Origin of the sequence: Akkermansia sp. JRP_AM1 (genome assembly GCF_049262625.1) — a bacterium.
GTDB lineage: Bacteria > Verrucomicrobiota > Verrucomicrobiia > Verrucomicrobiales > Akkermansiaceae > Akkermansia > Akkermansia massiliensis.
The window spans coordinates 1,434,294-1,459,953 of record NZ_CP118234.1 but is presented as its reverse complement, the minus strand read 5'-3'; the positions used below and the strand labels follow the sequence as shown (position 1 = coordinate 1,459,953).

The window sequence follows — 25,660 nt, the reverse complement described above, 5'->3', positions numbered from 1 at the left end:
ACTACAGACCACCATGCACTTCCATACCTGCCTCCAAGGACTGTGTGCAGTCCTGGCCGCCGCCGCTTTTTCCTACGCGGATGAACCGGCCGTTTCCATTTCAGACTTCGGGGTGGACAAGGTCATGTCCGGCCCCGTCGTTTCCATCAATGACCAATACAAGGGAGTCGTGAAGATCGAAGTGGATTCCCTGACGCCGGACTACGCCACTCCATGGGATACGGGCCGCTACCAGGGCGGCATCGGCACCGGCTTCCTGATCGGGGAAAACGCCTTCATGACGAACGCCCATGTGGTCAGCAACGCGGAACGCATTTACATCTCCATGTACGGGGATTCCCGCAAAATTCCCGCCAGGGTCAAATTCATCGCCCATGATGCGGACCTGGCCCTGCTGGAAGCGGACGACCCCAAGCCCTTCAAGGGCATCCGGCCTTTTGAATTCAGCAAGAACCTGCCCCACCTGGAAGACGAGGTGAGGGTGATCGGCTACCCCATCGGCGGCAACAGGCTTTCCGTCACGCGCGGCGTAGTCTCCCGCATCGACTTCACCACATATGCCCACCCCCGCAACACGGAACACCTGACCATCCAGGTGGACGCCGCCATCAATCCGGGCAACAGCGGGGGCCCCGCCCTGATGGGGGACAAAGTCATCGGCGTAGCCTTCCAGGGCCTGAACAACGCCAACAACACGGGCTACGTGATTCCCACGCCCGTCATCCGCCACTTTCTGGAGGACATCAAGGACGGCGTCTATGACGGCTACGTGGACATGGGCATCCAGGCCGCGCCCATCCTGAATCCCGCCATGCGCAAGGCGTTCGGCCTGCCGGACGACGAGAAGGGCGTCCTGATTGGCAAAGTGCTCAAGGGCTCCTCCGCCGATGGAGTGCTCCGCAACGGGGACCTGCTGATGAAGGTGGACGGCTACGACGTGGACAGCTCCGCCATGATTGAGCTGGACGGCCAGAAAATCAGCATGAAAGAGCTCATTGAACGCTGCTTCAAGGATGACCGGCTCCCGCTGGATATCATCCGCGACGGCAAGCCCATGAAGGTGGAGATGGTGATGAAGCCCTCTCTCTCCAAGGATCTGCTGATGGCGGAATACGACAAGATGCCCCGCTATATCGTCTTCGGCGGCCTGGTGTTCCAGCCCATCCAGCGCAATGTGCTTGCGGCGGCGGACATCTCCATGCTGGACGTCGCCCTGGATATCCGGGATTACCAGGAAGACGGCGGCTGCGTGGACCATGAAGACATGGTAATCATCACCAAGGTGCTGGACGATGAAGTGAACGCGCGCCTGTCCGGCTCCATCTCCAACGCCATCGTGGAAAAAATCAACGGCGTGAAGGTCAAGGGCCTCACCCACGCCTACGAACTCCTTTATCCGAAGAATATGCCGGAATACGTGATTATTGAACTGAAAAACGGGGAACGCCCCCTGATCTTTGAAGGCAAGGCCATGGAGGCGGCCAACAAGCGCATCTCCAAAACCTACAACATCCCGAAAAACGCCCGTCTGGACAGCGCCATTCCCGGCCGCCAGCCTGACCGGAACACCAACCCCGCCCGTTAACCGCCATGAAAATTCTTTCCCTTTTCGCCCTCGGTTCCCTGATTCTGCTCGGCGGCTGCCAGCCGCGCGAAGCCGGACGAACCGCTCCCGAACCCCAGCCCGGGCAGCAGCCGGAAACACCGCCTGAACAGGTGGAGGAAACGGCCGCTCCGGCGCAGCTCCCTTCTCCCACCAACTCCATGGTAGGCATTAACGCCACCAACCAGGGCTATGCCATGGTCCAGCCGTGGAGCAAGGAAAACCCGGCGTACAGCCAGGGCTTCGGCATTTACCTGGGGGACGGCAATATTCTGACGGCGGCCAACATCGTTTATTCCGCCAGCTTCGTGGAAGTGACCTCCGCGGACGGCTCCCAAACGGTTCCCGTGACCGTGACCGCCTTTGACCCGGAAGCCAATCTTGCCCTGCTGCGCCTGAAAAACGAGGCAGACGCCGCCTTCCTGGACAAGCTGGTGCCCGTCACGCTGGGGAACGCCCCGCGCCTGGGCGACAAGGTGACCTTCTGGCAGTTCAATGACGACGGCCTCCCCATCACTACGTCCGGAACCCTTCTGGCAACGGAAAGCTCCAGCCCTTTCACCAACAGCGAACCTTTTGTCCTGTACAATGTCAAATCCTCCGTCACGCCTCTGAAAGGCGGCGCAGGCAACCCCATCATGAGGGATAATAAACTGGTGGCTCTCAGCGCCAGCTGCGATCCTTCCGCCCAGAAGGCGCTGGCCGTGACCCATACCATGATTTCCCGGTTCCTCCAACAGGCCCGGTCCGGCAATTACACCGGCTTCCCGGCGGACGGCACCCAGGTCACGGAGCTGACGGACCCCGTTTTCCGCAAGTTCCTGGGCCTTCCGGAAACCGGCGGCGGCTTTTACGTGGTGAAACTGCCTGTCTACGGTTCCTTTTACAAGGCAGGCGTGCGTCCCGGAGACGTGGTGGAAAGCGTCAACGGCATTCCGCTGGACAGCAAAGGCCTGATCAGGGACCCCGCGCTGGGCCCCGTTTCCGCCAACGTCCTGTTCCGTGACTCCGCCATGCCGGGGGACACCATCACGCTGGGCATCCGCCGCAAGGATAAGGACGGCGTCAGCCAGCCCATGACGCTGGATGTCAAGCTTGACCGGAGCGCGCTGGAGGGGGATCTGATCAATCCGGCCCCCTTTATTTCCAATCCCCCCTACCGCATTTACGGAGGTCTGGTGTTCGTCCCCCTGACGGGAGCCCTGATGAGGGAAATCAATAAGCTCAGCAAGAACCGCCCCCCTCTCAACCTGCTGGAAGCTATTCAGAAAAAGGAAGACATCCGGAAAAAAGGCGTGGATGAAATCGTGGTCTTCCTGATGGCGCTGCCCACCCAGGCCACGCTGGGCTATGCCCAGATGAACTCCTCCATTGTGGAAAAAGTGAACGGCGTCCAGGTAAAGAGCCTCAAGCACCTCAACCAGCTTCTGGACCTGCCCGCTCCCGGCGGCACGCACCGCATTGAGGTGGCCCAGCAGCCGTACACCATGTACATGTCCCAGAAAGAGGCCGCCAAGGCGGACCGCTTCATCCAGATGAGGGCTGTTCCCGTGCTCCGCAGGGATTAGGAAAGCCGCGAGCCATTCCATTGCATTCCTTCTGAAATGTCCCTTCATACGCTGAATATCCGGCTGGATTTTCCCTATAGAACGGGCTTTACCCACGGAGCCTTCCGTCCGGAAAACGATGCGCTGGCCAGCCTGATGGAGCAGAGGCCCGGAGGCCGCGTCCTCGTCCTCATGGAGGAAGGGCTGGAACGGTTTTATCCGCAGCTCCCGGCGGACATCGACCGTTATTTTGAAAAGAACGCCGGAGAACTGGCCTATGCCGGCTGCCGTTCCGTTCCGGGCGGGGAAGCGGCCAAAACCGGCTTTGCCGCGTGGGAAAAGGCCCTCCGCCACATTGTGGAAGCGGGCATCGACCGCCATTCCTACATCATTGCCGTGGGAGGCGGGGCGTTTCTGGACGTAGCGGGCTTTGCCGCCGCCACCGCCCACCGCGGCATCCGGCTGCTGCGCGTGCCCACCACCACCCTTTCCCAGGCGGATTCCGGCGTAGGCGTCAAAAACGGAATTAACTTCATGGGGCAGAAGAACTACCTGGGCACCTTCGCCGTAGCCTGGGCCACGCTTAACGACTTCCTGTTCCTTCATTCCCAGCCCCTCTCCCTTAAAAGGGCCGGCCTGGCGGAAGTGGTGAAGGTGGCCGTGGTAAAAGACGCCTCCTTCTTTGACTGGCTGGAAACGAACGCCGACGCGCTGGCCGCCTGCGAGCGGGACGCGCTGGAATATGCCGTGGAGCGTTCCGCGCTGCTGCACGCCGCTCACATCGCCGGAGGTGGAGACGCCTTTGAATTGGGTTCCAGCCGCCCCCTGGACTTCGGACACTGGGCCGCCCATTACATGGAAACCATGTCCGGCTACACGCTGGGCCATGCGGAAGCCGTTTCCGTGGGCATGTGCCTGGATATCCTTTATTCCGTCAGGAAGGGATGGCTGCCTGCTGCGGAGGCGGAAAGAATCGTCTCCGTACTGAAAGCCCTGGGACTGCCCGTGTTCCACCCTCTGCTCTCCCGCAGGACGGAGGATGGCGCATGCGAAGTGCTGAAGGGCCTGGAAGCCTTCCGTGAGCACCTTGGCGGCCATTTGACGGTATTGATGCTTACCGGGATAGGCCGGGGAAAGGACGTCCATGAAATAGACGCCGCGCTAATGGAGGAATGCATCCGGGAAATGCAGGAGGCCGCCCGCTGCTCCGGCCAGGAATAGGGGCCTTTCCCTTGTTGCCTTCCTCCTTTTATTTGGAGTTCAGGTAATCCAGGATCATCCGGACCTCCGCCTTGATTCCGTTGAGAATCGCTCCGTCGTCCGCCTTGAATCCGGGATTGTGATTCGCAGGGCCGTCCCCGGAACCGATGGTCATGAAATAAGTGGGCGCTACCTGCGCATAATAGGAGAAATCCTCACTGGCCGGTATTCTGGGAGAATCAAAAACGTTCTTCTCACCCACGGCTTCAACGGCCGCCTTCTTCGCCAGTTCCCGCAGGGCAGCATTATTCTGGATGGACGGATAGCCCAGAACGTAATCCAGCTTGTACTGCGCTCCATTGGCCTTGCATACATGGTCGATGACGGACCGGGTGCGTTCTTCCAGCAGTTTGCGGGTTTCCGGCGTTACGGAACGGATGGAGGCTCCCAGCTCCGCTTTGTCCGGAATGACGTTGGGAGCGTTGCCGGACTGGAATTTTCCCACGGTGATCACGGCCATGTCCCCGGGCGTCGCATTGCGGGAGACGACCGTTTGCAGTGCCATCACGATTTCAGAGCCCGTGACGATGGGGTCCACGCCCAGCTGCGGCATGGAGCCATGGGAACCCTTCCCCTGAATGGTAAGGAAAAAACCGTCCGACGAGGAAGAGGCGGCCCCCGCCGGCAGAATGCCGATGGACCCGGCAGGTTCATTGGGCATCACATGCGCACCGAAGATGGCGTCTACGCCTTTGAGAACTCCGCTCTTGATGATCGGAAGGGCGCCCCCGGGCGATTTTTCCTCCCCGGGCTGGAAAATGAAATACACCGTGCCGGGCAATTCCTTCTGCATGGAGGCAAGAACCTTGGCTGTTCCCAGCAGCATGGCCGTGTGCATGTCATGCCCGCAGGCATGGCTTACGCCCGGTGTTTTGCTGGCAAAGGAAAATCCTGTCTCCTCCTGCACGGGAAGCGCGTCCATGTCCGCCCGGAAGCCGACGGTTTTCCCGGGCTTTCCGCCGCGCAGAATGCCGACCACGGAGGTCTTCGTAGGCCGCAGAATTTCAATGTGGCCGAACGAGGCAAGCAGGTCCGCCACATAATTGCTCGTCTTGTATTCTTCAAAAGACAATTCCGGATTCTCATGGATATGGTGCCGCCACTCCACGGCGTCCCTGGCGGCGCTCTGCACCTCCGGTTGCTGCGCCATGGCCGAAAAAGTCTGGAGAAGAAGGACCAGCAAGGTCAACAATGATATTTGCATGTTTTTAAAACGGGAAGGACTGTTTTTAGTCAGACAACGCGCAACGACTTTCATTCCATAAAACTGTGCCATCATTTCAGAATTTTCAAAGATTAAACATAAACCCTGCCAATAACCTCCGTAAAATCGAACCAATCACTCCTTGCAGGTTCTCCACCTTTGAGCTTTCATGAAATTAAATATAAATTATTGAATTTATTTATATGATGATTTCAAAAGAGATAAGAAAAAGTATGGGAGAGTTGAAAATAAAAAACTTTGTCTTCCTGACCTCAGTAACAAGAAATAACTACAAATCCATATTATTCGAATTCTAGAGTGTACTTTTAACAACAAAAAATCGGCAAAAGAAACCATCACCGTTTTCGTCCAATCTAACAATACCTCAAAAGTTGAAATCATGTTCACTCTAAACACGGATTCCATCTATACCCTATTCAAGATTTCTGGAAATTAATCAGAAGCAGTGTGACCAACCATAAATAGACGAAAGGGTGGAACCTTAAATATCCGGAAGGGTCAGGAGGTGGGAAAGGAAAGGGTAAAGTGTCCCAAATGGGACACTATTTTTTTTCAGGCTCGCGGGTGATGAAACGCATGAGTTCCGCGTCAAAGTGAAGCGGAACGTCCCCGGTGGGGCCGTTGCGGTTTTTGGCGAGGTGAAGGCTGGCCTGTCCGGCGAGTTGTTGCCGCTGGTCCTCGTCCTCGGCGTAGTAGTCGGAACGGTAAAGCAAGCCTATCATGTCCGCGTCCTGCTCAATGGAACCGGACTCGCGCAGGTCGGACATACGGGGGACGCCCACGCTATTTCCCGCGCGCGTCTCCGGTCCACGGTTAAGCTGGGCCAGGACGATGACCGGAACCTTTAATTCCTTTGCCAGGGCTTTCAGGCCCGCGGATATTTCCGCGACTTCGCGTTCCCGGCTGTTGGCGGCCTGCCTGGACGTGGGTCCCATGACGACGACGGAAAGCACGGAGTATGACAATTTGGGAAGAACGATTGCCACGACGGATGTTCTTGGACGCGTGACTCGGACTGAATACAGCGAAGACGGCCTTACCACCACGGTTACCACTCCAGCAGGGGCCACTCTGGTTACCAAAACCTATTACGACGGCACTGTCATTCTGGAGGGAGGAACCGGCCAGCGCGAAATGGAGACCAGGCTGGAATTGACTTCGGAAGGCATCCTGACCACGACCTTGTCCAAGGGAATTGTGCTGTTGCGGTCTCTGGAAAACGGCTTCGGTCAAACCGTCCGGCAGGAACAGCCCAATACGAAGGGAGGGTTCATCGTCACCAGTAATACATACAATGCCAAGGGGCAACCGGTTCGTTCCCAGACGGAAGACATGGCCTCTACAGTCACCGTCTACAATGAACTGGGACACGCCGTGAGGCGGACCGTCCAGCTGGACGACCTCCATCCGGATGATCCCTCTAGAAACAGAGTCTCGGAAAACTCCTCCTGTTACCGGCTCCGGGAAGACGGCGTCTACCAGGTGCAGACTTCCACCACCTGCAACGCCGACGGATTCCCCCTCACCCAGACCACGGAAAACATGGTTTCCAGACTCAGCGCTGTACTGGAAAACAAATCCATCACCACGGACGTCTACGGACAGCAGAGCGTACAATGGACGGAGTACACTGTTCCAACCAAGCGCACCCGGTTCAGCCGCATTCCCACTTCAAACATGGTAGCCGAGTCTCTTGTCGTAGACGGGTTTGGGACCAATCAGACCGACCACTCCGGAATCTGTTCCATCCAGCGGCGTTCCTGCACCTCTACAGGGGTGATTCTGGAAAAAACCGATGGCCGCGGCAACACCACTATGGAGGAAACGGATCTTGCAGGACGCCCGGTTAAGACTACTGGTCCTGCGGGCCATGTCACCACCACCAGCTACTCGTCCTGCTGTGACCATCCTGCCTGCATCACCGACGCTTTGGGAGGAACAACCTGTTATTCCTACGACATACGCGGCAGAAAGACGGCCGAATATGGCACCGCCATTCAGCCGGCCTGCTTCGCCTACGACGAAGCCGACCGCATGGTGGCCCTGACTACCTTCCGTGCAAACGAAGGCGACATCACTTCCGATCCTTCCGGCCGAACCGACGGAGACACCACCACCTGGCTCTATGACGAGGCCACGGGGCTGGAATTGAAAAAGACTTATGCCGACGGTTCCTGTGTTTCCAGAACCTATGACGAGCTCAACCGTCAGGAGACACTTGTCAAAGCCAGGGGGCTTGTCATAACGTATAAGTATGCTCCCTTTACAGGAGAACTCATCTCGGTTTCCTACAGCGATGGAACTTCTCCCTGGATCTTTTCATCCAACCATCTGGGGCAGATAATCTCCGTCTATGACGCTTCGGGTCTCAGGGAATTTTCCTATGACAGCTACGGAAGGATGATTCAGGACACTTCCTTTGGACAGGTGGAAAGTTCTCTTCAAGAAGAATACGATGCCCAGGGGCGTTCCAACGGATACCGCTTGATGCTCGGCACACGCACCGTGCAGCACTCCCATCTTGACTACGATTCCAAAGGCGGCATGATTGGGATGAATCTGGAAGGACTGAAGTCTTCTTTTACCTGGCGGTACAATCAAACCACCGGCTTCCTCCACCATCTCACCTACCCCAACGGCATGGTCCGCTGCAATACCTACCATCCCACACTCAACCTCGTAACCGCTATCGGTTACAGGAAGGGAGCGGATGGCGAATTGGCGGCCGGCCACGAATACGACTACGACGCGCTGATGCGTCCTACTCAACGACGGGACTTATGGGATGCTGCCACTCCCGCGACGATAAGAGATTTTACCTACAACAGCCGCAGTGAACTGCTGGAAGACCGCATCAGCCGGGGAGGAAGCTTTGCGTACTGCTATGACAACATCGGCAACCGCAAGACCGCCCGTGAACTGGAGAAGGAAGTAGCCTACGAATCCAACCCGCTCAACCAGTACACGGAGATTGCCGGGGAAGGAGAAGATTTTACCCCCGTCTACGATGCCGACGGCAACCAGACCCGCATCAGGACCTCAACGGGCATCTGGGAAATCTCCTACGACGCCAATGACCGCCCCGTCGTCTTCACCAGCCAGGATGGCAGAACGTCCATTACCTGCGGCTACGACTACCGGGGAAGGCGCTTCGAGAAGAAGGTCACCGTCAATGGGGCAGTATCCAGCCACTCCCGGTTCCTGTACCGGGATTATCTGCAGGTAGCCGAACTGGATTTGATGCAGCCTGAGCCTATGCTTATAAAGAGCTACCTGTTGGATCCAACGGAACCGACGGCAACGCGCATCCTGATGATGACATGCTGGCAGGAAAACGGAATGAAAGTAAAAGAGCATCTCTACTTCATGCACGATGCCTTGAAGAACGTTACTTCCATTTTTGACGGACAACAGACGAGAAGAGCTCGTTACGAGTATGCTCCTTTTGGTAGCCTTCTCACCGCTAAGGAAGACATGGCTCAAGAGAACAAGTTCAGGTTTTCCTGCGAGTATGCAGATGACGAATTGGGGCTTGTCTACTACAATTACCGCCACCTCAATCCCGCAGACGGCAGGTGGATCAACCGCGATCCCATTCAGGAACAAGGAGGTTGGAATTTGTACTCATTTATTAATAATAGTATTAATATAGAGGCGGATTTATTAGGATTGAGCTCCATTGAATTGGAATTAGGAGATGTTAAAGAAATTGTGACAAAGAAATATAATCTTTCTTTTAGTGATCCTGGTCATGACGAAATCATAGATAATTTTATTATTAATGGACTCGGTCCTAATGGAAGAGCTGTATTTGCAGCAGTTATGGGATTTGTTAGTTTAAGATATTGGAATATTGATATAATGAAAATTTATACTCATTTTTTGGCAGGAAGAGGAACTGATTATACATATGATCCTAATAAAATACCCAAAAAACCAGAGATGTATGCTGTTAGAAAAGCCATTGCTTTTGTGAAGGAAGATCCTAAAAATAGATGCAATAAGAATATTAGAATGAAAAATTGGTCTCTGGCCCATTCCAAAGAAAATGATATGCTATATATTTTAGGAGATTATAGTTATATTGTTGGAGGTATTGTTGATAATAAATTTAATTTTAAATATTCATTGTACATATATGATATATATGATATATATGATTTTGATTTTCAATCTTTAGAAGGAACATGGAAAGAAAAAATGGCTAAGTGTTTTAGAAATGTAGCTTGTTTTGTTTCCGGTAAAATACCTGAATTTCAATTCAATTCTAAGAATTTTATTATCAAAGGTGTAAAACAAGATGAATATAATCTATCATCAAATAAATGAATACAAAAAATGTTATAACCTGGTTCGTTCCTATTATTTTATTTATAATTAATATATGTGTCACATATATTCTGCCACAATTTTATAATAAAAATAATGATAGGCAATTAGGTTATTTGATTTTCTATTTAATTTTAGTTATTTTAATTTTTCTATTTTGCTGGATATATTCTCTCTTCTCAAATAGAAAAAATCTACTGATATTTTTTGTTGTTTCTATTTTTTACTTCTTTTTTATATGTATAATGTTTTTATTAATTTTTCCGTTTCTTTAAAATTATATTGATATTTTAATAATATTATCAATTCGAGATTTAATGTCTTTAAAACGTTCGAAAAGATACAACTTTCCGAAGGTTTTTTGTAAATTTGTATTAGAAGAATACTGGTCAGACATACTGGTTACAGACAAAAATATCAACGAAATCAACAAACGACTTTCAGACATGAGTCAAATATGCGGATATGAAATTAAAATAACTTTAGAATTCCATGTCGAATTTACGGACCGCATCATCTATCCTGAACAATTTTACGGCGACCATTATTACAGGCCTAAATACAATAAAATCCTCCATTCCATTCTAAAAATAATTGGCATCAGCATACCTTTGGAACCCATGCAACATTCCCGTTTTTTCCAAAACAATAACGCTGGACCGGACATATCATTATAGTAGTGGAAATATGACCCAATCCCCACTTAACCATTTTAACCTTTAATTGTCATGATATTCTGGTTAAAAAAGAATATGCCTTATTACCTAATGACGAATGGAAATGAGAGTAATGTAAAATTCTCAAATTACTGACCAGGATTTTATGACTACACCGAACTTTCTTTATCTGCCATTTGGTGATGCAGGACAGTCTGAGCACTTCCCTTTTGCTGATTGTTGGAAAGGAGATAGATGGAACGAGCATATTCATTGACAGGAATCCCTCCCCCCTTCTTTTTTCTTCCATTCACCTACAGCCGCGGCACTGCGGCAAGCAACGCCTGGGTGTACTCGTGGGAGGGGGAGGAAAAAACTTCGTCCGCCTCCCCGTATTCCACGATGCGGCCCTTGCGCATCACGGCAATACGGTCCGCAATGTAATGAACCACGGACAAATCATGGGAAATGAAGATCATGGTCAGGTTCAAGTCGCGGGCCAGAGCGATGAGAAGGTTCAAAATCTGGGACTGGATGGAGACGTCCAGCGCAGAAACGGGTTCATCCGCAATGACCAGCCGGGGTTCCGGAGCCAAGGCACGCGCGATGGCTACGCGCTGGCGCTGGCCTCCGGAAAATTCATGGGGATACTTGCGCATCAGGGAGGGATTCAGGCCCACCCTTTCCATCAGTTCCGCCACCTCGTCCCTCATCTGTGAGAAAGATTTTTTGCGGCTGCGGCATTCCAACGCCTCCTTCAACGTCGCATACACCGTGAAACGGGGATTCAGGGAAGCGTAGGGGTCCTGGAAAATCATTTGAAAATCCGGACGGCGCTTCCTGACCTCGGAGGCGGAAAGAGCCGTCAGTTCCTCTCCTTCCAGAAAAATGCGTCCCTCCGTAGGCTTCTGGAGCAGCATCACCGTGCGGGACAGAGTGGACTTGCCACAGCCGGACTCCCCTACCAGCCCAAGGATTTCTCCTTTCTCCACGGACAGGGACACCCCGTCCACCGCCACCACAGACGCCGGTTTGCGGGAGGAGAGCAGCCCCTGCACCGCAGGAAAGACAACGCTCACATGATCCAGTTCCAGAAAAGCCATACCATCACTCTAACAAGCCTCCTGAGGCAAAACAAGACCCCAACCGTGCCAGCTCCGCCAATATCAAGACATCCACGCGCATCTCCCATTCATGCCTTCCCCAAAAAACACTGGGGCCGGCCTGAAAAATACGCAGGAAAAATCTAGTCTGTTTTTACTACCGCCGCGTCCTGTACCAATAGATGCCCTTCTACCGAAAACAACTTTACTTCTCCTTCTCATCTTTGCCGCAGGATGAACGGACAAGGAAGGAAAGAAGAGCTGCCCCGGCATCTCCAAGGAGAGCCGCTATTCCGGAAAAAACCGGACCAAAAATGAAAATCAGCCCCGACTGGGCATCGCGCATATCTTCCGGAGTCACCCGGGACCAAAAGAGTTCATAGTAACACACGAGGCCGATAACAACAAAAGAAGTTGTTTCCCATTTCCACCGTCTATTGGTCTTTTTGAAGAACCACAACACCGCAAGGAAATACCAAGGCCCCCACACAAGGCCAAAGACATTCCTCAACACAAGAGCGCTCCAGAAACCAGCTACCACGGTGGAGGCAATAATCAGCAGCAGGACCGGATCTTTTCTTCCCCGCACATTTTGATGACCCATATCCGGACTCCCGGTTTCTCCATGCATATGGTTTATGAATAAATCTTTAATGGATCCATCTCAAGCAAAAAAGAGCCGTTCCCCGCGAAGGGAACGGCTCCTGAGATTGATGCTGCCGCGGAGCTTACGCGCCGAGCTGGTAGCGGACGAAGGAGACGACGGAGACGTCATCGCCGAGTTCCTTGCCGACCTGCTTGAGCAGGGCGTCCACCGTGACGTTGGGATCCTTAACAAATCCCTGGTTCAGCAGGCAGGACTGGGCGTACAGGGCCTTCAGCTTGCCGGGAAGAATCTTTTCCAGCAGGTGTTCGGGCTTGCCTTCCTGGATGAGCTGCTGCTTGGCGATTTCCTGTTCCTCAGCCACGAAGGCGGGGTCCAGGCTGTCGGAGCTGACGCTCTTGGGAGCGGCGGCGGCAATGTGCAGGGTCAGGTCCTTGGCAAGAGCCTTGAACGCGTCAGACTTGACGGTTTCTTCCTTGCCGGCCTTGATAGACAGCAGAACGCCAACCTTGCCGCCCATGTGGATGTAGGAGACCACAGCGCCGGAGCCGTCCACCGTGAGGCGGGCGAACTTGCGCAGAGCCATGTTTTCACCGATGGAGCTGCACATGGCCTTGATGTATTCTTCCGTAGTGCCTTCGGGCATGGCAACCTGGAGGGCTTCCTCCAGCGTGGAGGCCTTGGAATCCATGAGAGCCTTGGCAACATCGTTCACCAGGCCCTGGAACTTGTCGCCCTTGGCGCAGAAGTCCGTTTCACAGTTGAGTTCAAGGATGATGCCGGAGCAGCCGCAGGGAGCCACGGCGGCGCGGATCACGCCTTCCTTGGCATCGCGGTCAGCCTTGGCGGCAGCCTTGGCAATGCCCTTTTCGCGAAGATACTTCACAGCGGCTTCCATGTCGCCGTTGCATTCGTTGAGGGCTTTCTTGCAATCCATCATGCCGGCGTCCGTTTTGTCGCGGAGGGCCTTGACGAGAGCTGCAGTAATTTCTGCCATAGTGTTTCTGTTCTTTCTAAATGGGTTGGTTTAGGCTTCGGCGGGAGCGCCCTTGCCTTCGTTGATGGCCTTGACAATGCAGTCAAGGACCAGACGGATGGAACGGACGGCGTCGTCGTTGCCGGGAATCGGGAAATCGATTTCCTTCGGGTCGGCGTTGGTGTCAACCAGAACGCAGACGGGAATGTTCAGACGGTGGGCTTCGCGGATGGCGATGTCTTCATGATCGGCGCCGATGGCTACCATGGCGTCCGGAGCGCCGCCCATGTTGCGGATGCCCTGAAGGTTGCGTTCCAGCTTCTGGCGTTCGCGGTCCAGAGCGGCCAGTTCCTTCTTGGACATGCTCTTGAATTCCGGGGTCTTTTCAATCCCTTCAAGGTAGGAAAGGCGTTCGATGCTCTTGCGGATCGTGCTCATGTTGGTGAGCATGCCGCCCAGCCAGCGATGGTTGACGTAGTACTGACCAGTGGCTTCCGCGGCTTCGCGGACGGCTTCCTGGGCCTGGCGCTTGCAGCCGACGAAGAGGATCTTCTTGTTGCGGCGTGCCAGATCGGCCAGGAAGGAGCAAGCCTTGTCCAGGCATTTTTCCGTTTCTTCAAGGTTGATGATATGGATACCGGCCTTGTCCTTGAGAAGGTACTTCTTCATGCTGGGGTGCCATTTGCGGGTCTGGTGGCCCAAATGAACACCGGCTTCAACCATCTGGTTAATCAGATCATTAATCATATATGTATGTAGGTGGCTTTCCTTGCGGCAGGAAAAGCGGTTTTTAGGGACTTCGACGCTTTCTACCCCTCCGATCCCCATTGTTCAGGTTGCGCCGAATCACGCGAGGGACAAATAATATACTTCACGATGCCCTTCTTGTCAAAGCATAAATCATTGATTTACGCAACCATTCCGCCATCCGCGGCATCCCGCCGGAGGAGCGCCTCCGCAGCGGCTTTCATCCCCTGCCTGATACTTATCGTATAAAAAACAGGAACATGCCGCAAAACAGTCTTGGAAAAAACATGGAAGAGGCGTTCCATGCGGGCGTTCCGGATGACCAAGACCCTGACAAGCGGCAATCCCGCCAAATTGATTTTCCTGTTTACCATTCCCCTGCTGATCGGCAACCTGTTCCAGCAGTTTTACAACATGGCGGACACCCTGATCGTGGGCCGCACGCTGGGCGTGGAAGCCCTGGCCGCCGTGGGCTGCACAGGCGGCCTGATGTTTTTCATCCTCGGCTTCGTCATCGGATTCACGGCGGGGCTGGCTATCATCACGGCCCAGCGCTTTGGAGCGGGCCGCAGGCGGGCGGTGCGGCGCAGCTTTGCCGTCTGCATCGTCCTGAGTTCCATCATGACCGTCCTGCTGACCGCCGTCAGCGTCGCCTTCGCTCGTCCCGTTCTGGAACTGCTGCAAACTCCTCCGGAAATCCTGGAGGCGGCCCACGCCTACATCATCGTCATTTCCTGGGGCATCGGCGCAGCCATGCTGTTCAACCTCCTCTCCAACGTTCTCCGCGCCCTCGGGGACAGCCGGACGCCCCTCTATTTCCTGGTTCTGGCCTGCGTACTGAACATTGCGCTGGACCTGGCGCTGATCCTGCGGTTCGGCATGGGACCCGCGGGGGCTGCCGTCGCCACCGTAGCCTCCCAACTGGTTGCGGGCCTCTGCTGCACCGCCTACGTTTTTAAAAGGTTTCCCATTCTCCGGCTGACCAGGGCGGACTGGAACATGAGCCGCCGCTACCTCTGGGCGCATATCCGCGTGGCCCTTCCCATGGGGTTCCAGGCATCCATCATCGCCATTGGCGCCATTCTGGTGCAGTTTGCCCTCAACCGGCTGGGAGCGCAGTCAGTAGCGGCTTTCAGCGCGGCCCAGAAAATCGACATGGTGGCGACGCTGCCCATGATGTCCTTCGGCATCACGATGGCTACGTACGTGGCCCAGAATTACGGAGCCAGGAATCTGGAGCGCATCCGCCGGGGCGTTCTCCAGTGCAACCTGATGTCCGTGGGGTTCAGCATCGCCGTAGCCGCCGCCAATATTGCCTGGGGACCGGAACTGATCCGGCTGTTCGTGGGAGACGGGGAGAAGGAAGTCGTCAGCCTGGCCCAGACCTACCTGAACATCAATGCCTCCATGTACTGGGTGCTGGCGCTCCTCTTTGTCTTCCGCTACACGCTGCAAGGGCTGGGCCAGAGCATCGTGCCCACCTTCGCGGGCGTCATGGAGCTGTGCATGCGCGCCCTGGCCGCCATCGTGCTGGCCCGCTGCCTGGGCTTCACCGGAGCCAGCATGGCGAGCCCCGCCGCCTGGATCGGCTCCTGCGTGCCTCTCGCCATCGCCTATTACTTCACCAGCAGAAAGCTGGCGCGGTCCATGAAGCAGGGCTTCCCTCCCTGCCGTGAGGAAGAGCCGGGAGCCGTCCGGCAGGCCGCGTGATTGCGGCTGGCATTCGCCCCGCACCGGAACCGGTATCTCACCCCGGAGGAAAGGGAAACCGTCATGGAGCGCCCCAGGGGTCAATCACGGGTCTTCGCGGAAATCCCGGAACGTTCCCTTCCCCAGTATTCCCGCGCCTTCTGCAAATAAAACGCGCCCAGGGGAGGCAATATTTCCAGTTCCTTGCCCCACTTCTCCGCCAATTCCGGAGAAGGCATGTCCTCCCTCATGTGCTTTCCCTCCCCAATCAGGAACGGAAGCACTACCACCCTGTTTCCCTTCAAACGTGGAAATACTTCCTCCACGGAGGGGGAAGCGCCGAAATAGGCCAGGGCCATATCCGTTTCCTGCGGCCATAAAAAGGTCCGCAGTTTCTGTAAAAAGGCGAACGGCTCCGGAGGAAGGTCCTTTCCCACTACTCCATGGGCCACCACCAGCAGGGACGTTCCCGGCCCCAGCTCTTTCCCGAGGGCGTCGCGGACGGTCAGGAAGGGCATCACGTCTTCCCCAGCTCCCCACACCGGCTTGAATTCGAATTCCGGAGACACGCCGCGTTCCGCATACATGGCGCTCAATTGTTCCGGCAGCGCTTCCGTCACCGTCCAGCCGCTCTGCATGAAGACTGGATAAATCTGAACCACCCCGTCGCCCGGAGGCAGGTCGTCCGCCTGCATGTCCCGGAAGGAAGCCTGCCAGACGGGAGCGCCGTCCATGCCCAGCAGCTTGATGCGATCCGCCAGATGCTGCCGGAGTTCGGCCCCCGCCTCATCATAGGAGACGCATAGCTTGTAAATTTTTTTGGGCATGTGAAGTGAGACCCCAGAGGGAAGGCGGCGTTCAGCATCTTCCCCACTTGCAGACGCAGGGACGGTGCATGCCTGCCGTTTGTAACAGAAACGCCGGATTCCGGCAATACCATAACCGCCTTTTCCCTCCATGGCCTCCCATTCTCCGCAATACGGCAGGAAAATTCTTTTATTCCGCTGATTTTCATTTTCTTATGAACTTTCTAAAGAAAGGGTCCGGAGAAAATGGTCCCCTCTTGCCGAATCTCCCGGCGGAGGCAGGATAGCGGCTTGACCGGAGGGCTTGAAACCGTCATGATATAAGGACATACAGGTTTTGTTTTATGTCGTTTTACATTCAATCCGTTGAAATCGGCGGCCCGCGGCCGTTCTACCTCCTGGGCCCCTGCTCTCTGGAATGCGAATCCTTCGTCTGGGAGATGGCCCGCTCCATCAAGTCCATTGCGGAAAACCTGGACATCCCGCTGATTTTCAAGGCCTCCTACGACAAGGCGAACAGAACTTCCATCACGTCCTTCCGCGGACCCGGCGTACGGGAAGGCTGCCGCATCCTGTCGGAAATCGGCAAAGAGCTGGAACTGCCCGTCGTTACGGACGTGCATACGGCCCGGGAAGCGGAGATTGCCGCTGAATACGTGGACCTGCTCCAGATTCCCGCCTTCCTGTGCCGCCAGACAGATCTTCTGGAAGCCTGCGCCAAGAGCGGCCGTCCCGTGAACATCAAGAAGGGCCAGTTCCTGGCTCCGTGGGATACTGTGAACATCGGGGAAAAGATGCGCGCCTTCGGCTGTGACGAGTTCATGATGTGCGAGCGCGGCACCTCCTTCGGCTACAATAACCTGGTGGTGGACATGCGCTCCCTGTACTGGATGAAACAGGAAGGCTTCCCCGTCGTGTTTGACGCCACCCACGCAGTCCAGAGGCCCGGAGGCCTGGGCGGAACCACGGGCGGAGACAGCGAACTGGCTCCCGTGCTGGCGTCCGCCGCCATGGCGACCGGCAGCATTGACGGCGTGTTCATGGAGGTGCACAAGGATCCGTCCAAGGCTCTTTCCGACGGGCCCAACCAAATCCCCCTCCACCTGCTTGAAGGCGTGCTGAAACGCCTTCAGTCCATCCATCAGGCGGTTCAGTCATGATGAAGTTACCGTTCACATGCTTTCTGGTAATTGCCATGCATGGCATGGCGGCGCAGGCGGATACCACCCTGCCCGCAGCCACGCCCTTCGCCGGCGTAGACAAGAAATTGCCCATGCTGGAGCTTCTGCCCGTAGGCCAGGTGCTCCCCAAAGTCAGCCTGTCACGGTATGAAGGGCCGCGCCTTTCCATGCTGCTGACCGCTTCAAGCGTGACCGTAGCCGCCCCGCAGGAAATTGCCGCCAGCATCCTGAACGTGTACCTGTACGGGAAGAACAACCAGACCTCCCATCTTTTCACGAAGGCTGCCTCCTACTTTCTGGACAAAAAACTGGTCGTCTCCCATACGGAGACCACCCTCAAGGAAGAGAACTTTTCCGCCAGGGGCACCGGCCTTTACATGGATACCAATATCAAGAGGGGCATCATCCTTGGCCCCGTTCAAACCACCATCCGCATGGATCAACGCAACAAGTAACCATTCCTTTTATGAAAAAACTTTCCTCCCTGCTGCTGCTCGCCCTGACCGGAGGTCTTGCCTGCGGCGCCACTGACGGCGTTCCCGCCCATATCGTACAGCCTTTGCCCAAGGAACTGGATCCACGCCTGGAGCCGCCCCTGGCTCCCCCCTCCGGCATCGTGCGTCCCCTGACGGCGGAGGAAACCGCCCGGAGGGAACGGGAACTGGCCCCCGTTCCGACCGCGGGCCTGAAGGAAGACGGTGAGAAGGCGATTGAAGCGTACAACGTGAAGGAAAAGACCGTTGACGGGCAGATTCAGGAATTCCGCCAGCAGCACCAGGTCACCGGCAATGCCGCCGCCCCGGCTGCGGACACCGCTCCCGCTGCGCCCAATCCGGAAGAGAACTTCATGCGCGCCAATTCCTCAAACAACCTGTACTCCGTAGATTGTGACGGGGACCTGTACTTCGACATGGAAGAAGGCGTGCTGGTGTTCATGAAAAACGTCCGGGTGCGCAACCCCAATCTTTCCATGGACTGTGCGGACCACCTGAAAATTTATGCGGAGTTCGTGCCGAAGAAGCCGGGCGACAAGAAGCCCTCCGAACGCAAGCAGGAAAAAGAGAAGGAAAAGGAAAAAGAAGGGGAGAAGCCCCAGGTGGCCCTCCCCAACGGCGGCAATTTTGACTATAACTCCATTAAAACGGTCGCAGCCTCCGGCAACGTGAAAGCCAGCTATACCAACAAGGAGGGGGAAACCAGCAACGCCCAGGCGGACAAGATCACCTATAACGCCAAAACCGGGGAAATCATCCTGACAGGCTCCCCGGTGATTATTACGCCGGACGCCATCATCAAGAATCCGAACAAGGACGCCTTCATCCGCGTGTACTCGAACGGGAATATGTACAGCAGCCGCGGCACCAAGACCACGTTCCGCCACGTAGACAAGAAGCTTTCCGACCGGGACAAACAGAAAACCAACCGCAAGCCGTGAGCTCCCCCTATCCACCCATCTGCTGAGAGCCGAAGGCATCTGCAAAACCTATAAAACGCGGACCGTCGTGGACCAGGTCAGCCTGACGGTGGGCCATGGCGAGATCGTAGGCCTGCTGGGGCCGAACGGCGCGGGAAAAACCACCTCCTTCTACATGGTGGCGGGGCTCGTGCGCCCGGACGAAGGCCGCGTGATTTTTGCGGGCGAGAATATCACGGAACTGCCGATGAACCTGCGCGCCAGGCGCGGCATGGGCTACCTGCCGCAGGAGGAGTCCATCTTCCGCAAGCTTTCCGTGGAGGACAACCTCCTGGCCATTCTCCAGACCCGCAAGGACATGACCTCCCGCCAGCAGAAGGACCGCGCCGTGGAGCTGATGGACCGCTTCGGCATCACCAAGCTGCGCCGCTCCATGGCCATCCAGCTTTCCGGCGGGGAAAAGAGGCGGCTGACCATCGCCCGCGCCCTCGCCACCAGCCCCAAACTGCTGATGCTGGACGAACCGTTCAGCGGCGTGGACCCCATCGCCGTTTCAGACATCCAGAAGATCGTCATGGAGCTGCGCGATACGGACGGCCTTTCCATCCTGATTACGGACCACAACGTGCGGGAAACCCTGCACATCGTGGACCGCGCCTACATCCTGTTTGAAGGGAAGGTCATCAAGCACGGCACTTCCGAGGAAATCGCCAACGACCCCATCGCCCGCAAGCAGTATCTGGGCGACCAGTTCCGCATGTAACGCCACTTTCCGCCCCTCCCATGTCCTCTCCGCAGAATACGATCGCCCTGGTGTTCGACTATGACCAGACCCTGAGCCCCTTCTACATGCAGGATCAGGCCATTTTTCCGGAATTCGGCATCTCCCCGCAGGAGTTCTGGACCAGGTGCAACGCCACCGGGGAACGGGAAGGCTGGGACGGGGAACTGATTTACATGAAAAGCTTGCTGGACGCCCTCTCCCTGGACCGCGTCAGCAATGCCCGGCTCACCCAGCTTGGGGAACGCCTCACCTTTTACCCCGGCCTGCCGGATTTCTTTGACGCCTTCCCGTCCATGACCCTGTCCTCCCTTCATACGGACCTGGGCATCAACATTGAATACTACATCATTTCCTCCGGCCTGAAAGCCCTGATTGACGGCTCTGCCCTGCGCCCCTATTTCAAGGCCGTGTTCGGGTGCGAGTTCAGCGAGGAGAACGGCTACATCAACTTTCCCAAGAGGGTCATTTCCCACACCACGAAGACCCAGTACCTCTTCCGCATCAACAAGGGCATGCTGGATTACGACCAGGACGTGAACGACCACATGCCGGAGGACATGCGCCCGATTCCCTTCGCCAACATGATCTACATCGGCGACGGCCCCACGGACGTGCCCTGCTTCACCGTCATGCGCAGGAACGGCGGCCACGCCGTGGCCGTGTACAATCCGGAGGACGAAACGGGCCGCAGCTTCCGCAAGTGCTATAACCTGGCCTCCAATTCCGACCGCGTGAACTTCATCGCCCCGGCGGATTACACGCCCGGCAGCCACCTTACCCGCCTGCTGTCCGGCATGGTGACGGACATCGCCAACGGCATCGTGCGCCGCCGTGACCGCGCCCTGGCGGATTCCTGCATTGCGGCCCCCACCTTTTCCAAATAAAAACCTGCTCCATTCCTCTCCCCCGTCATGAACAGCCATTTTCATTTCCTCGGCATCTGCGGAACCGCCATGGGCGCGGTAGCCGCCGCCATGGCCCGCCGCGGCTTTACCGTCACCGGCTCAGACGCCAACGTTTACCCCCCCATGTCCACCTTCCTGGAGGAGGAGGGCATCACCCTGTTTGAAGGCTACAAGGCCTCCAACATCCCCGCGGACGCGGACGTCATCGTCATCGGCAACGCCATGAGCCGCGGCAATGAGGAGGTGGAAGCCGTGCTCCAGCGGCGCCTGCGCTACCTCTCCCTGCCGGAGACGATGAAGGAATACTTCCTGCGCGGCAAGCGCAACTACGTGGTGACCGGCACCCACGGCAAAACCACCACCACGTCCATGCTGGCGTGGCTGATGGAGGACTCCGGGCTGAACCCCAGCTTCATGATCGGCGGCATCGCCCGCAATCTGGGCCGCGGCGGCCGTTTTACGGATTCCGATTTCTCCGTGCTGGAGGGGGACGAATACGACACGGCGTTTTTCGACAAACGCTCCAAATTCCTGCATTACCTGCCGGAACTGGTGGTCATCAACAACATTGAGTTCGACCACGCGGACATTTACAATTCCCTGGAGGAAATCAAGCTGAGCTTCCGCCGCCTGACCCAGATCATTCCCCGCAACGGCCTGGCGCTGGTGAACGCGGACGATCCCAACTGCCTGGACGTGGTGAAGGGGGCCCCCTGCCCCGTCAAGACGCTGGGCTTTTCCGACTCTTCCAACATTCGCATCCTGGACGTGGAAACCTCCACGGACGGCAGCCATTTCACGCTGGAAGGCACCCGCTACTATGTGCCGATGATCGGGGAATTCAACATCCGCAACGCCGCCATGGCGATTGCCGCCGCACAATTTGCGGGGCTGAACGTCAAGCAGCTGGCGGACTCCATGGGCCGCTTTGAAGGCGTGGCCCGCCGCCAGGAAGTAAAGGGCGTGGTCAACGGCATTTCCGTGGTGGACGACTTCGCCCACCACCCCACGGCCATCAAGCAGGCCATCCTGGGCCTGCGCCAGCGCTACCCGGGATCACGCATCTGGGCCATTTTTGAGCCGCGCTCCAACACCACGCGCAGAAACATCTTCCAGAATGAACTGGCGTTATCCCTCGCTACGGCGGATTTCCCCGTGGTGGCCGCCGTGGACCATCCGGACAAGGTGGCCCTGGAGGAACGCCTGGACCTCACCAAACTCTCCAATGATCTCTCCGCGCTGGGCAAGGACGCCCTGATCGGCGGACAGGCGCAGGAAATCGTCTCCGCCGTCTGCAAGAAAGCCCAGCCGGGAGACGTTATTCTGGTAATGAGCAACGGCGGTTTTGACGGCATTCACGCCAAATTGCTGGAAGCCTTGAACGCCTGACCCTTTTTCATACATTCACCTCCAATGAAAAACGCATCCACCATCACCGCCTTCATCATCAGCTTCCTGGTCGTGGGCAGCCTGGCTCTGGTCTTCCTGTTCCTGGGAAACCGGGAGGAGGAGCCCGCCCCCGCTGAACCCGCGGCGCAAACGGAAGTTCCTCCGCGCCAGACGGTGACGCCCCAGCCCACCGTGGACCCGCTCACCAAGGAAGACATCAGCCGGCAGACGGCCACGCCGTCCTCCCTGGTCAACCTCAGCTCCCCCAGACGCTGGCGCAGGCGATTGCCAAGGTTATTCAGGACCGGGACGCGGACACCCTGAAATCCCTGGAAATCCAGCAGGCCGTCACGGAGGCCCAGGGCCGCATCATCCGGGAACTCATGGAAGCGCGCCATGTGCGCCTTTCCACCCCCGGCATCACCAGCATCGGCGCAAATAACCAGGGGGCCAACCCCACGGCCAGATACACGCTCAACTTCAGCAGCGGCGCGCGCGGCTACCTGGACATGAAGCGCAATGACAAGCAGCAGTGGACACTGGACACCCTTACGCTGCCCAGCAAGCAGGACCTGGCCAAGGACAAGGCCGCCCCCATGGCCATGAACGATCCCATGGGCATCGTCAGCTCCTTCATGGACGCCGTTGCCAAGGCGGACTTCCGCACGGCACGGAAATTCGTGGACGGAACCAAGGTGCAGGACGCCACCGTGGCCGGGCTGTGCATCCTGTTTGAAGAAGGCGCCTTCCGCCTCCGGGAGGACGCTCCCATCAAAACCGCCTATGAAGCGCCCACCAATGCGGGCTTTTTCGTCCACCTGCAGGACGCCCAGGGCAGGAAAGCCGGCAACGTGGGCCTGACCGTAGCCAAGAAGGATGAACAATGGCTGATTGCGGAAGCCTCCCTGGACAACATGCTGGAAGCCTACACGAAACGGCAGGGGGCCGGAGACGACATTTTCATCCCCATCGTGAAGAATCCGCAGGGGGGCGATTCCCTGGCCCTGTTCTTCGGTTTCAATGAAGATTCTCTGTCCAAGCGTTCCGAACGCCAGCTCCAGATTGTGGCGGAGGCCATCAAGACGGATAGCGGCAAGAAGCTGGAAATCAGCGGCCACACGGACGATGTGGGGAGTGAACGCTACAACCAGGGCCTCTCCGAACGCCGGGCGGCGGCCGTGAAGGCCCAGCTCGTCCAGTTCGGCGTTCCTGCGGAAAGAATCGTCACGAAGGGATTCGGCAAATCACAACCGCGCCGCACCTACTCCCCCACGGCGGACGAAGGAACGCGTGATGAAGCCCGCAAGGAAAACCGCCGCGCGGAAATGTACCTGGACTTTTAAAGAGTGATTAGAGTGGAGAGTGGAGAGAAAAGTTTTTCAACCAATCCCATTAACTATTCTCTATTAACTATTAACTGAAACGCATGGCCCGCCGTTACGTCATCAAGCAGGATGCCGCGCCAGCCGCGCCCATCTCCGGAATCGACTACCGCACGGCCCTTAATGAAGAACAGTATGCAGCCGTTTCTTCGGAACCGGGGCCGGCGCTCGTCATTGCAGGGGCCGGTTCGGGAAAAACGCGCACGCTGACCTACCGCGTGGCGTGGCTCCTGGACCACGGCACGGACCCGTGGAACATCCTGCTGCTGACCTTCACCAACAAGGCGGCGCGTGAAATGACGGAACGGGTTCGCTCCCTGATTCCCCTGGACCTGTCCCGCCTGTGGAGCGGCACGTTTCATTCCATTGCCAACCGCATCCTGCGCCAGCACGCGGAATACCTGGGCTATACTCCGGCTTTCACGATCATGGATTCCGACGACCGCAAATCCATGATTAAAAGCGTGGTCAAGTCCCTCAAACTGGATGAGAAATCCACCCGCTTCCCCAAACCGGAAGTCCTTTCCTCCCTGTTCAGCCTGGCGGACAATGAGGGCGCCAATATCCAGGAAACGCTGGAAAACGCCTATCCGTACCTCTCCAACCACCTGGACGCCATCCTGGACGTGCATGAACAATACGTGGCCCGCAAGCAGGAAACCAATAGCATGGACTTTGACGACCTGCTGCTCAACGTCGTGAGGCTTTTCCAGGAACAGGAGCATCTGCGCGCCCTGTACGGCTCCCGCTTCCAGCACATCCTAGTGGACGAATACCAGGACACCAACTACCTCCAGAGCCGCTTCATCGACCTGCTGTCCCGGGAACACGGCCAGCTCATGGTAGTGGGGGACGACGCCCAGAGCATTTATTCCTGGCGGGGGGCGGACATGGAGAACATCCTCAGCTTCACTACCCGCTACCCGGCGGCAAAGACCTTCAAGATAGAGACCAACTACCGCAGCGTGCCGGAAATTCTGGAGCTCTCCAACGCGGCCATCGCCGCCAACGAGGTGCAGATTGAAAAAGGCTCCGCTCCGTGCGGCCTACCGGGGAAATGCCCCCGGCCCTCGTTCCGCTCAACGACGACAGGATGCAGGCCAAATTTGTCGCCCAGCGCATCCGGGACCTCATTGAAGAAGGCACGGACCCCAATGAAATAGCCGTGCTCTACCGCGCACACTTCCACAGCATGGAATTGCAGATGGAACTGACCCGCGGGGAAATCCCCTTCCGCATCACCAGCGGCATCAGGTTTTTTGAACAGGCCCATATCAAGGACGTGGTGGCGTTCATGCGCTTTGTGGTCAATCCCAGGGATGAACTCTCCTTCCGCCGCATGGTGATGCTGCTGCCCGGCATCGGTCCCGGCATGGCCCAGAAGCTCTGGATACGCTGGGCCGCCTGCCCGGAAAGCCGGCTGGAAACGCCGCCGGAATCCTTCTCCGCCCTGATGCTGGATTTTCCGGTCCCGGCCAAGTCCAAAACGGCCTGGACGCAGCTCTGCTACACGCTGGATGAACTGGCCCCAGCCGGAAAAATCGCCGGGCCGGCCTCCATGCTCATTTCCATCAATGAAGCCGTGTATGACGAGTACATGCAGGCCGCCTTTGAGAATTACGACCAGCGCAGGCAGGACCTCCTGCACCTGGCCGGATTCTCCGAACGCTTTGAATCCACGGAGGATTTCCTCTCCCAGCTTTCCCTGCTGGGCAATACGGATGATGAAAGCGCGGCGGCAGACCTCTCCGGAGGCGCCGTCACCCTGTCCACCATCCACCAGGCCAAGGGGCTGGAATGGTCCGTCGTCTTCCTGATCGGCCTGTGCGACGGCATGTTCCCGCACCAGCGGGTGATTGACGACGGAGACCTGGCGGGTCTTGAGGAGGAACGCCGCCTCTTCTACGTGGGCATCACCCGCGCCAAAGACCAGCTTTACCTGACCTACCCCCGCTGGAACTGCCGCGCGCAGGGAGGAACCTTCATGCAGATGCCCTCCCGCTTTCTGGATGAATTCCCGGCCAGCCTGGTGGAGGAGTGGGCGGTAGAATAAGAAGCCT

The 25,660-nt window shown here is 56.7% G+C and carries 22 protein-coding genes; 15 read left to right on the top strand and 7 right to left on the bottom strand.

What is annotated here, in order from left to right:
- The first annotated feature begins 13 nt into the window (after positions 1-13).
- From PVA48_RS06890 to PVA48_RS06880, 3 genes are read left to right on the top strand one after another with little or no spacing between them, the layout of a single operon-like run.
- Positions 14-1,585 (top strand): S1C family serine protease, encoded by a 1,572-nt coding sequence (locus PVA48_RS06890; RefSeq protein WP_022397724.1) that lies wholly within the window; start codon positions 14-16, stop codon positions 1,583-1,585.
- 5 nt (positions 1,586-1,590) lie between these two features.
- Entirely contained in the window at positions 1,591-3,171 is a 1,581-nt protein-coding gene (locus PVA48_RS06885; protein WP_102728950.1) for a S1C family serine protease, read from the top strand.
- A gap of 36 nt (positions 3,172-3,207) precedes the next feature.
- Positions 3,208-4,371 (top strand): 3-dehydroquinate synthase, encoded by a 1,164-nt coding sequence (locus PVA48_RS06880; RefSeq protein WP_102728949.1) that lies wholly within the window; start codon positions 3,208-3,210, stop codon positions 4,369-4,371.
- Positions 4,372-4,399: 28 nt separating this feature from the next.
- On the opposite strand, the gene PVA48_RS06875 is transcribed toward PVA48_RS06880, so the two are convergent.
- Together PVA48_RS06875 and PVA48_RS06870 are read right to left on the bottom strand one after the other, a co-directional pair.
- Positions 4,400-5,560 carry a M20 metallopeptidase family protein gene (locus tag PVA48_RS06875; protein ID WP_102729049.1) on the bottom strand — a complete coding sequence of 387 codons (1,161 nt, stop codon included), beginning with the start codon at positions 5,558-5,560 and terminating at the stop codon, positions 4,400-4,402.
- Positions 5,561-6,177: 617 nt separating this feature from the next.
- Positions 6,178-6,570, bottom strand: a complete 393-nt coding sequence (locus tag PVA48_RS06870; protein WP_102729048.1) for a DnaB-like helicase C-terminal domain-containing protein — start codon at positions 6,568-6,570, stop codon at positions 6,178-6,180.
- Here PVA48_RS06870 and PVA48_RS06865 point away from each other — a divergent pair.
- Entirely contained in the window at positions 6,569-9,964 is a 3,396-nt protein-coding gene (locus PVA48_RS06865) for an RHS repeat domain-containing protein (RefSeq protein WP_423232433.1), read from the top strand. The two genes, PVA48_RS06870 and PVA48_RS06865, sit on opposite strands and share 2 nt — an antisense overlap.
- 970 nt (positions 9,965-10,934) lie before the next feature.
- On the opposite strand, the gene PVA48_RS06860 is transcribed toward PVA48_RS06865, so the two are convergent.
- The 4 genes from PVA48_RS06860 to rpsB form a co-directional block, all read right to left on the bottom strand.
- Positions 10,935-11,699, bottom strand: a complete 765-nt coding sequence (locus PVA48_RS06860) for an ATP-binding cassette domain-containing protein (protein ID WP_423232432.1) — start codon at positions 11,697-11,699, stop codon at positions 10,935-10,937.
- Positions 11,700-11,928: 229 nt separating this feature from the next.
- The gene (locus PVA48_RS06855; RefSeq protein WP_102749379.1) at positions 11,929-12,354 is read right to left on the bottom strand and encodes a hypothetical protein; all 426 of its coding nucleotides are present in this window, start codon (positions 12,352-12,354) and stop codon (positions 11,929-11,931) included.
- A gap of 97 nt (positions 12,355-12,451) precedes the next feature.
- The gene (tsf, locus tag PVA48_RS06850; protein ID WP_102727625.1) at positions 12,452-13,324 is read right to left on the bottom strand and encodes a translation elongation factor Ts; all 873 of its coding nucleotides are present in this window, start codon (positions 13,322-13,324) and stop codon (positions 12,452-12,454) included.
- 30 nt (positions 13,325-13,354) lie between these two features.
- Positions 13,355-14,050 (bottom strand): 30S ribosomal protein S2, encoded by a 696-nt coding sequence (rpsB, locus tag PVA48_RS06845; protein WP_102721700.1) that lies wholly within the window; start codon positions 14,048-14,050, stop codon positions 13,355-13,357.
- A gap of 276 nt (positions 14,051-14,326) precedes the next feature.
- Between rpsB and PVA48_RS06840 the strand changes: the two genes are divergently transcribed.
- Positions 14,327-15,760, top strand: a complete 1,434-nt coding sequence (locus tag PVA48_RS06840; RefSeq protein WP_215451182.1) for an MATE family efflux transporter — start codon at positions 14,327-14,329, stop codon at positions 15,758-15,760.
- Positions 15,761-15,840: 80 nt separating this feature from the next.
- Here the strand turns inward: PVA48_RS06840 and PVA48_RS06835 are convergent, their stop codons facing one another.
- On the bottom strand, positions 15,841-16,566 hold the full coding sequence (locus PVA48_RS06835; RefSeq protein WP_102727963.1) for a sirohydrochlorin chelatase: 726 nt from the start codon (positions 16,564-16,566) through the stop codon (positions 15,841-15,843).
- A gap of 323 nt (positions 16,567-16,889) precedes the next feature.
- On the opposite strand from PVA48_RS06835, the gene kdsA reads away from it, so the two are divergent.
- The 10 genes from kdsA to PVA48_RS06785 all read left to right on the top strand — a co-directional run bounded on the left by kdsA (position 16,890) and on the right by PVA48_RS06785 (position 25,653).
- On the top strand, positions 16,890-17,705 hold the full coding sequence (kdsA, locus tag PVA48_RS06830) for a 3-deoxy-8-phosphooctulonate synthase (protein ID WP_022396315.1): 816 nt from the start codon (positions 16,890-16,892) through the stop codon (positions 17,703-17,705).
- Complete coding sequence (locus tag PVA48_RS06825) at positions 17,702-18,181, top strand: LPS export ABC transporter periplasmic protein LptC (RefSeq protein WP_022396316.1); 480 nt, start codon at positions 17,702-17,704, stop codon at positions 18,179-18,181. Before kdsA ends, PVA48_RS06825 begins: the two co-directional genes overlap by 4 nt.
- 11 nt (positions 18,182-18,192) lie before the next feature.
- Positions 18,193-19,161 (top strand): LptA/OstA family protein, encoded by a 969-nt coding sequence (locus tag PVA48_RS06820; RefSeq protein WP_022396317.1) that lies wholly within the window; start codon positions 18,193-18,195, stop codon positions 19,159-19,161.
- 19 nt (positions 19,162-19,180) lie between these two features.
- Positions 19,181-19,903, top strand: coding sequence for an LPS export ABC transporter ATP-binding protein (gene lptB, locus PVA48_RS06815; protein ID WP_218957701.1), 723 nt, complete (start codon positions 19,181-19,183; stop codon positions 19,901-19,903).
- Positions 19,904-19,923: 20 nt separating this feature from the next.
- Positions 19,924-20,808 carry a haloacid dehalogenase-like hydrolase gene (locus PVA48_RS06810; RefSeq protein ID WP_102721540.1) on the top strand — a complete coding sequence of 295 codons (885 nt, stop codon included), beginning with the start codon at positions 19,924-19,926 and terminating at the stop codon, positions 20,806-20,808.
- A gap of 27 nt (positions 20,809-20,835) precedes the next feature.
- A complete protein-coding gene (gene mpl / locus PVA48_RS06805; protein WP_022396320.1) occupies positions 20,836-22,218 on the top strand; it encodes a UDP-N-acetylmuramate:L-alanyl-gamma-D-glutamyl-meso-diaminopimelate ligase in 1,383 nt (460 codons plus the stop codon).
- 24 nt (positions 22,219-22,242) lie between these two features.
- On the top strand, positions 22,243-22,542 hold the full coding sequence (locus PVA48_RS06800; RefSeq protein WP_423232431.1) for a hypothetical protein: 300 nt from the start codon (positions 22,243-22,245) through the stop codon (positions 22,540-22,542).
- Between the two features lie 59 nt (positions 22,543-22,601).
- Complete coding sequence (locus PVA48_RS06795) at positions 22,602-23,561, top strand: OmpA family protein (protein WP_423232430.1); 960 nt, start codon at positions 22,602-22,604, stop codon at positions 23,559-23,561.
- A gap of 83 nt (positions 23,562-23,644) precedes the next feature.
- Positions 23,645-24,763 (top strand): ATP-dependent helicase, encoded by a 1,119-nt coding sequence (locus tag PVA48_RS06790; protein ID WP_423232429.1) that lies wholly within the window; start codon positions 23,645-23,647, stop codon positions 24,761-24,763.
- Positions 24,694-25,653, top strand: coding sequence for an ATP-dependent helicase (locus tag PVA48_RS06785; protein ID WP_423232428.1), 960 nt, complete (start codon positions 24,694-24,696; stop codon positions 25,651-25,653). The genes PVA48_RS06790 and PVA48_RS06785 overlap by 70 nt, the downstream gene beginning before the upstream one ends.
- The last annotated feature ends 7 nt before the right edge of the window (positions 25,654-25,660 follow it).

Coding starts and splice junctions, on each gene's coding strand:
- PVA48_RS06890 (WP_022397724.1), top strand. CDS start 14: ATGCACTTCCATACCTGCCTCCAAGGACTGTGTGCAGTCCTGGCCGCC.
- PVA48_RS06885 (WP_102728950.1), top strand. CDS start 1,591: ATGAAAATTCTTTCCCTTTTCGCCCTCGGTTCCCTGATTCTGCTCGGC.
- PVA48_RS06880 (WP_102728949.1), top strand. CDS start 3,208: ATGTCCCTTCATACGCTGAATATCCGGCTGGATTTTCCCTATAGAACG.
- PVA48_RS06875 (WP_102729049.1), bottom strand. CDS start 5,560: ATGGCGCAGCAACCGGAGGTGCAGAGCGCCGCCAGGGACGCCGTGGAG.
- PVA48_RS06865 (WP_423232433.1), top strand. CDS start 6,569: ATGACGACGACGGAAAGCACGGAGTATGACAATTTGGGAAGAACGATT.
- PVA48_RS06870 (WP_102729048.1), bottom strand. CDS start 6,570: ATGGGACCCACGTCCAGGCAGGCCGCCAACAGCCGGGAACGCGAAGTC.
- PVA48_RS06855 (WP_102749379.1), bottom strand. CDS start 12,354: ATGCATGGAGAAACCGGGAGTCCGGATATGGGTCATCAAAATGTGCGG.
- tsf (WP_102727625.1), bottom strand. CDS start 13,324: ATGGCAGAAATTACTGCAGCTCTCGTCAAGGCCCTCCGCGACAAAACG.
- rpsB (WP_102721700.1), bottom strand. CDS start 14,050: ATGATTAATGATCTGATTAACCAGATGGTTGAAGCCGGTGTTCATTTG.
- PVA48_RS06835 (WP_102727963.1), bottom strand. CDS start 16,566: ATGCCCAAAAAAATTTACAAGCTATGCGTCTCCTATGATGAGGCGGGG.
- kdsA (WP_022396315.1), top strand. CDS start 16,890: ATGTCGTTTTACATTCAATCCGTTGAAATCGGCGGCCCGCGGCCGTTC.
- PVA48_RS06825 (WP_022396316.1), top strand. CDS start 17,702: ATGATGAAGTTACCGTTCACATGCTTTCTGGTAATTGCCATGCATGGC.
- PVA48_RS06820 (WP_022396317.1), top strand. CDS start 18,193: ATGAAAAAACTTTCCTCCCTGCTGCTGCTCGCCCTGACCGGAGGTCTT.
- PVA48_RS06810 (WP_102721540.1), top strand. CDS start 19,924: ATGTCCTCTCCGCAGAATACGATCGCCCTGGTGTTCGACTATGACCAG.
- mpl (WP_022396320.1), top strand. CDS start 20,836: ATGAACAGCCATTTTCATTTCCTCGGCATCTGCGGAACCGCCATGGGC.
- PVA48_RS06800 (WP_423232431.1), top strand. CDS start 22,243: ATGAAAAACGCATCCACCATCACCGCCTTCATCATCAGCTTCCTGGTC.
- PVA48_RS06795 (WP_423232430.1), top strand. CDS start 22,602: ATGGAAGCGCGCCATGTGCGCCTTTCCACCCCCGGCATCACCAGCATC.
- PVA48_RS06790 (WP_423232429.1), top strand. CDS start 23,645: ATGGCCCGCCGTTACGTCATCAAGCAGGATGCCGCGCCAGCCGCGCCC.
- PVA48_RS06785 (WP_423232428.1), top strand. CDS start 24,694: ATGCAGGCCAAATTTGTCGCCCAGCGCATCCGGGACCTCATTGAAGAA.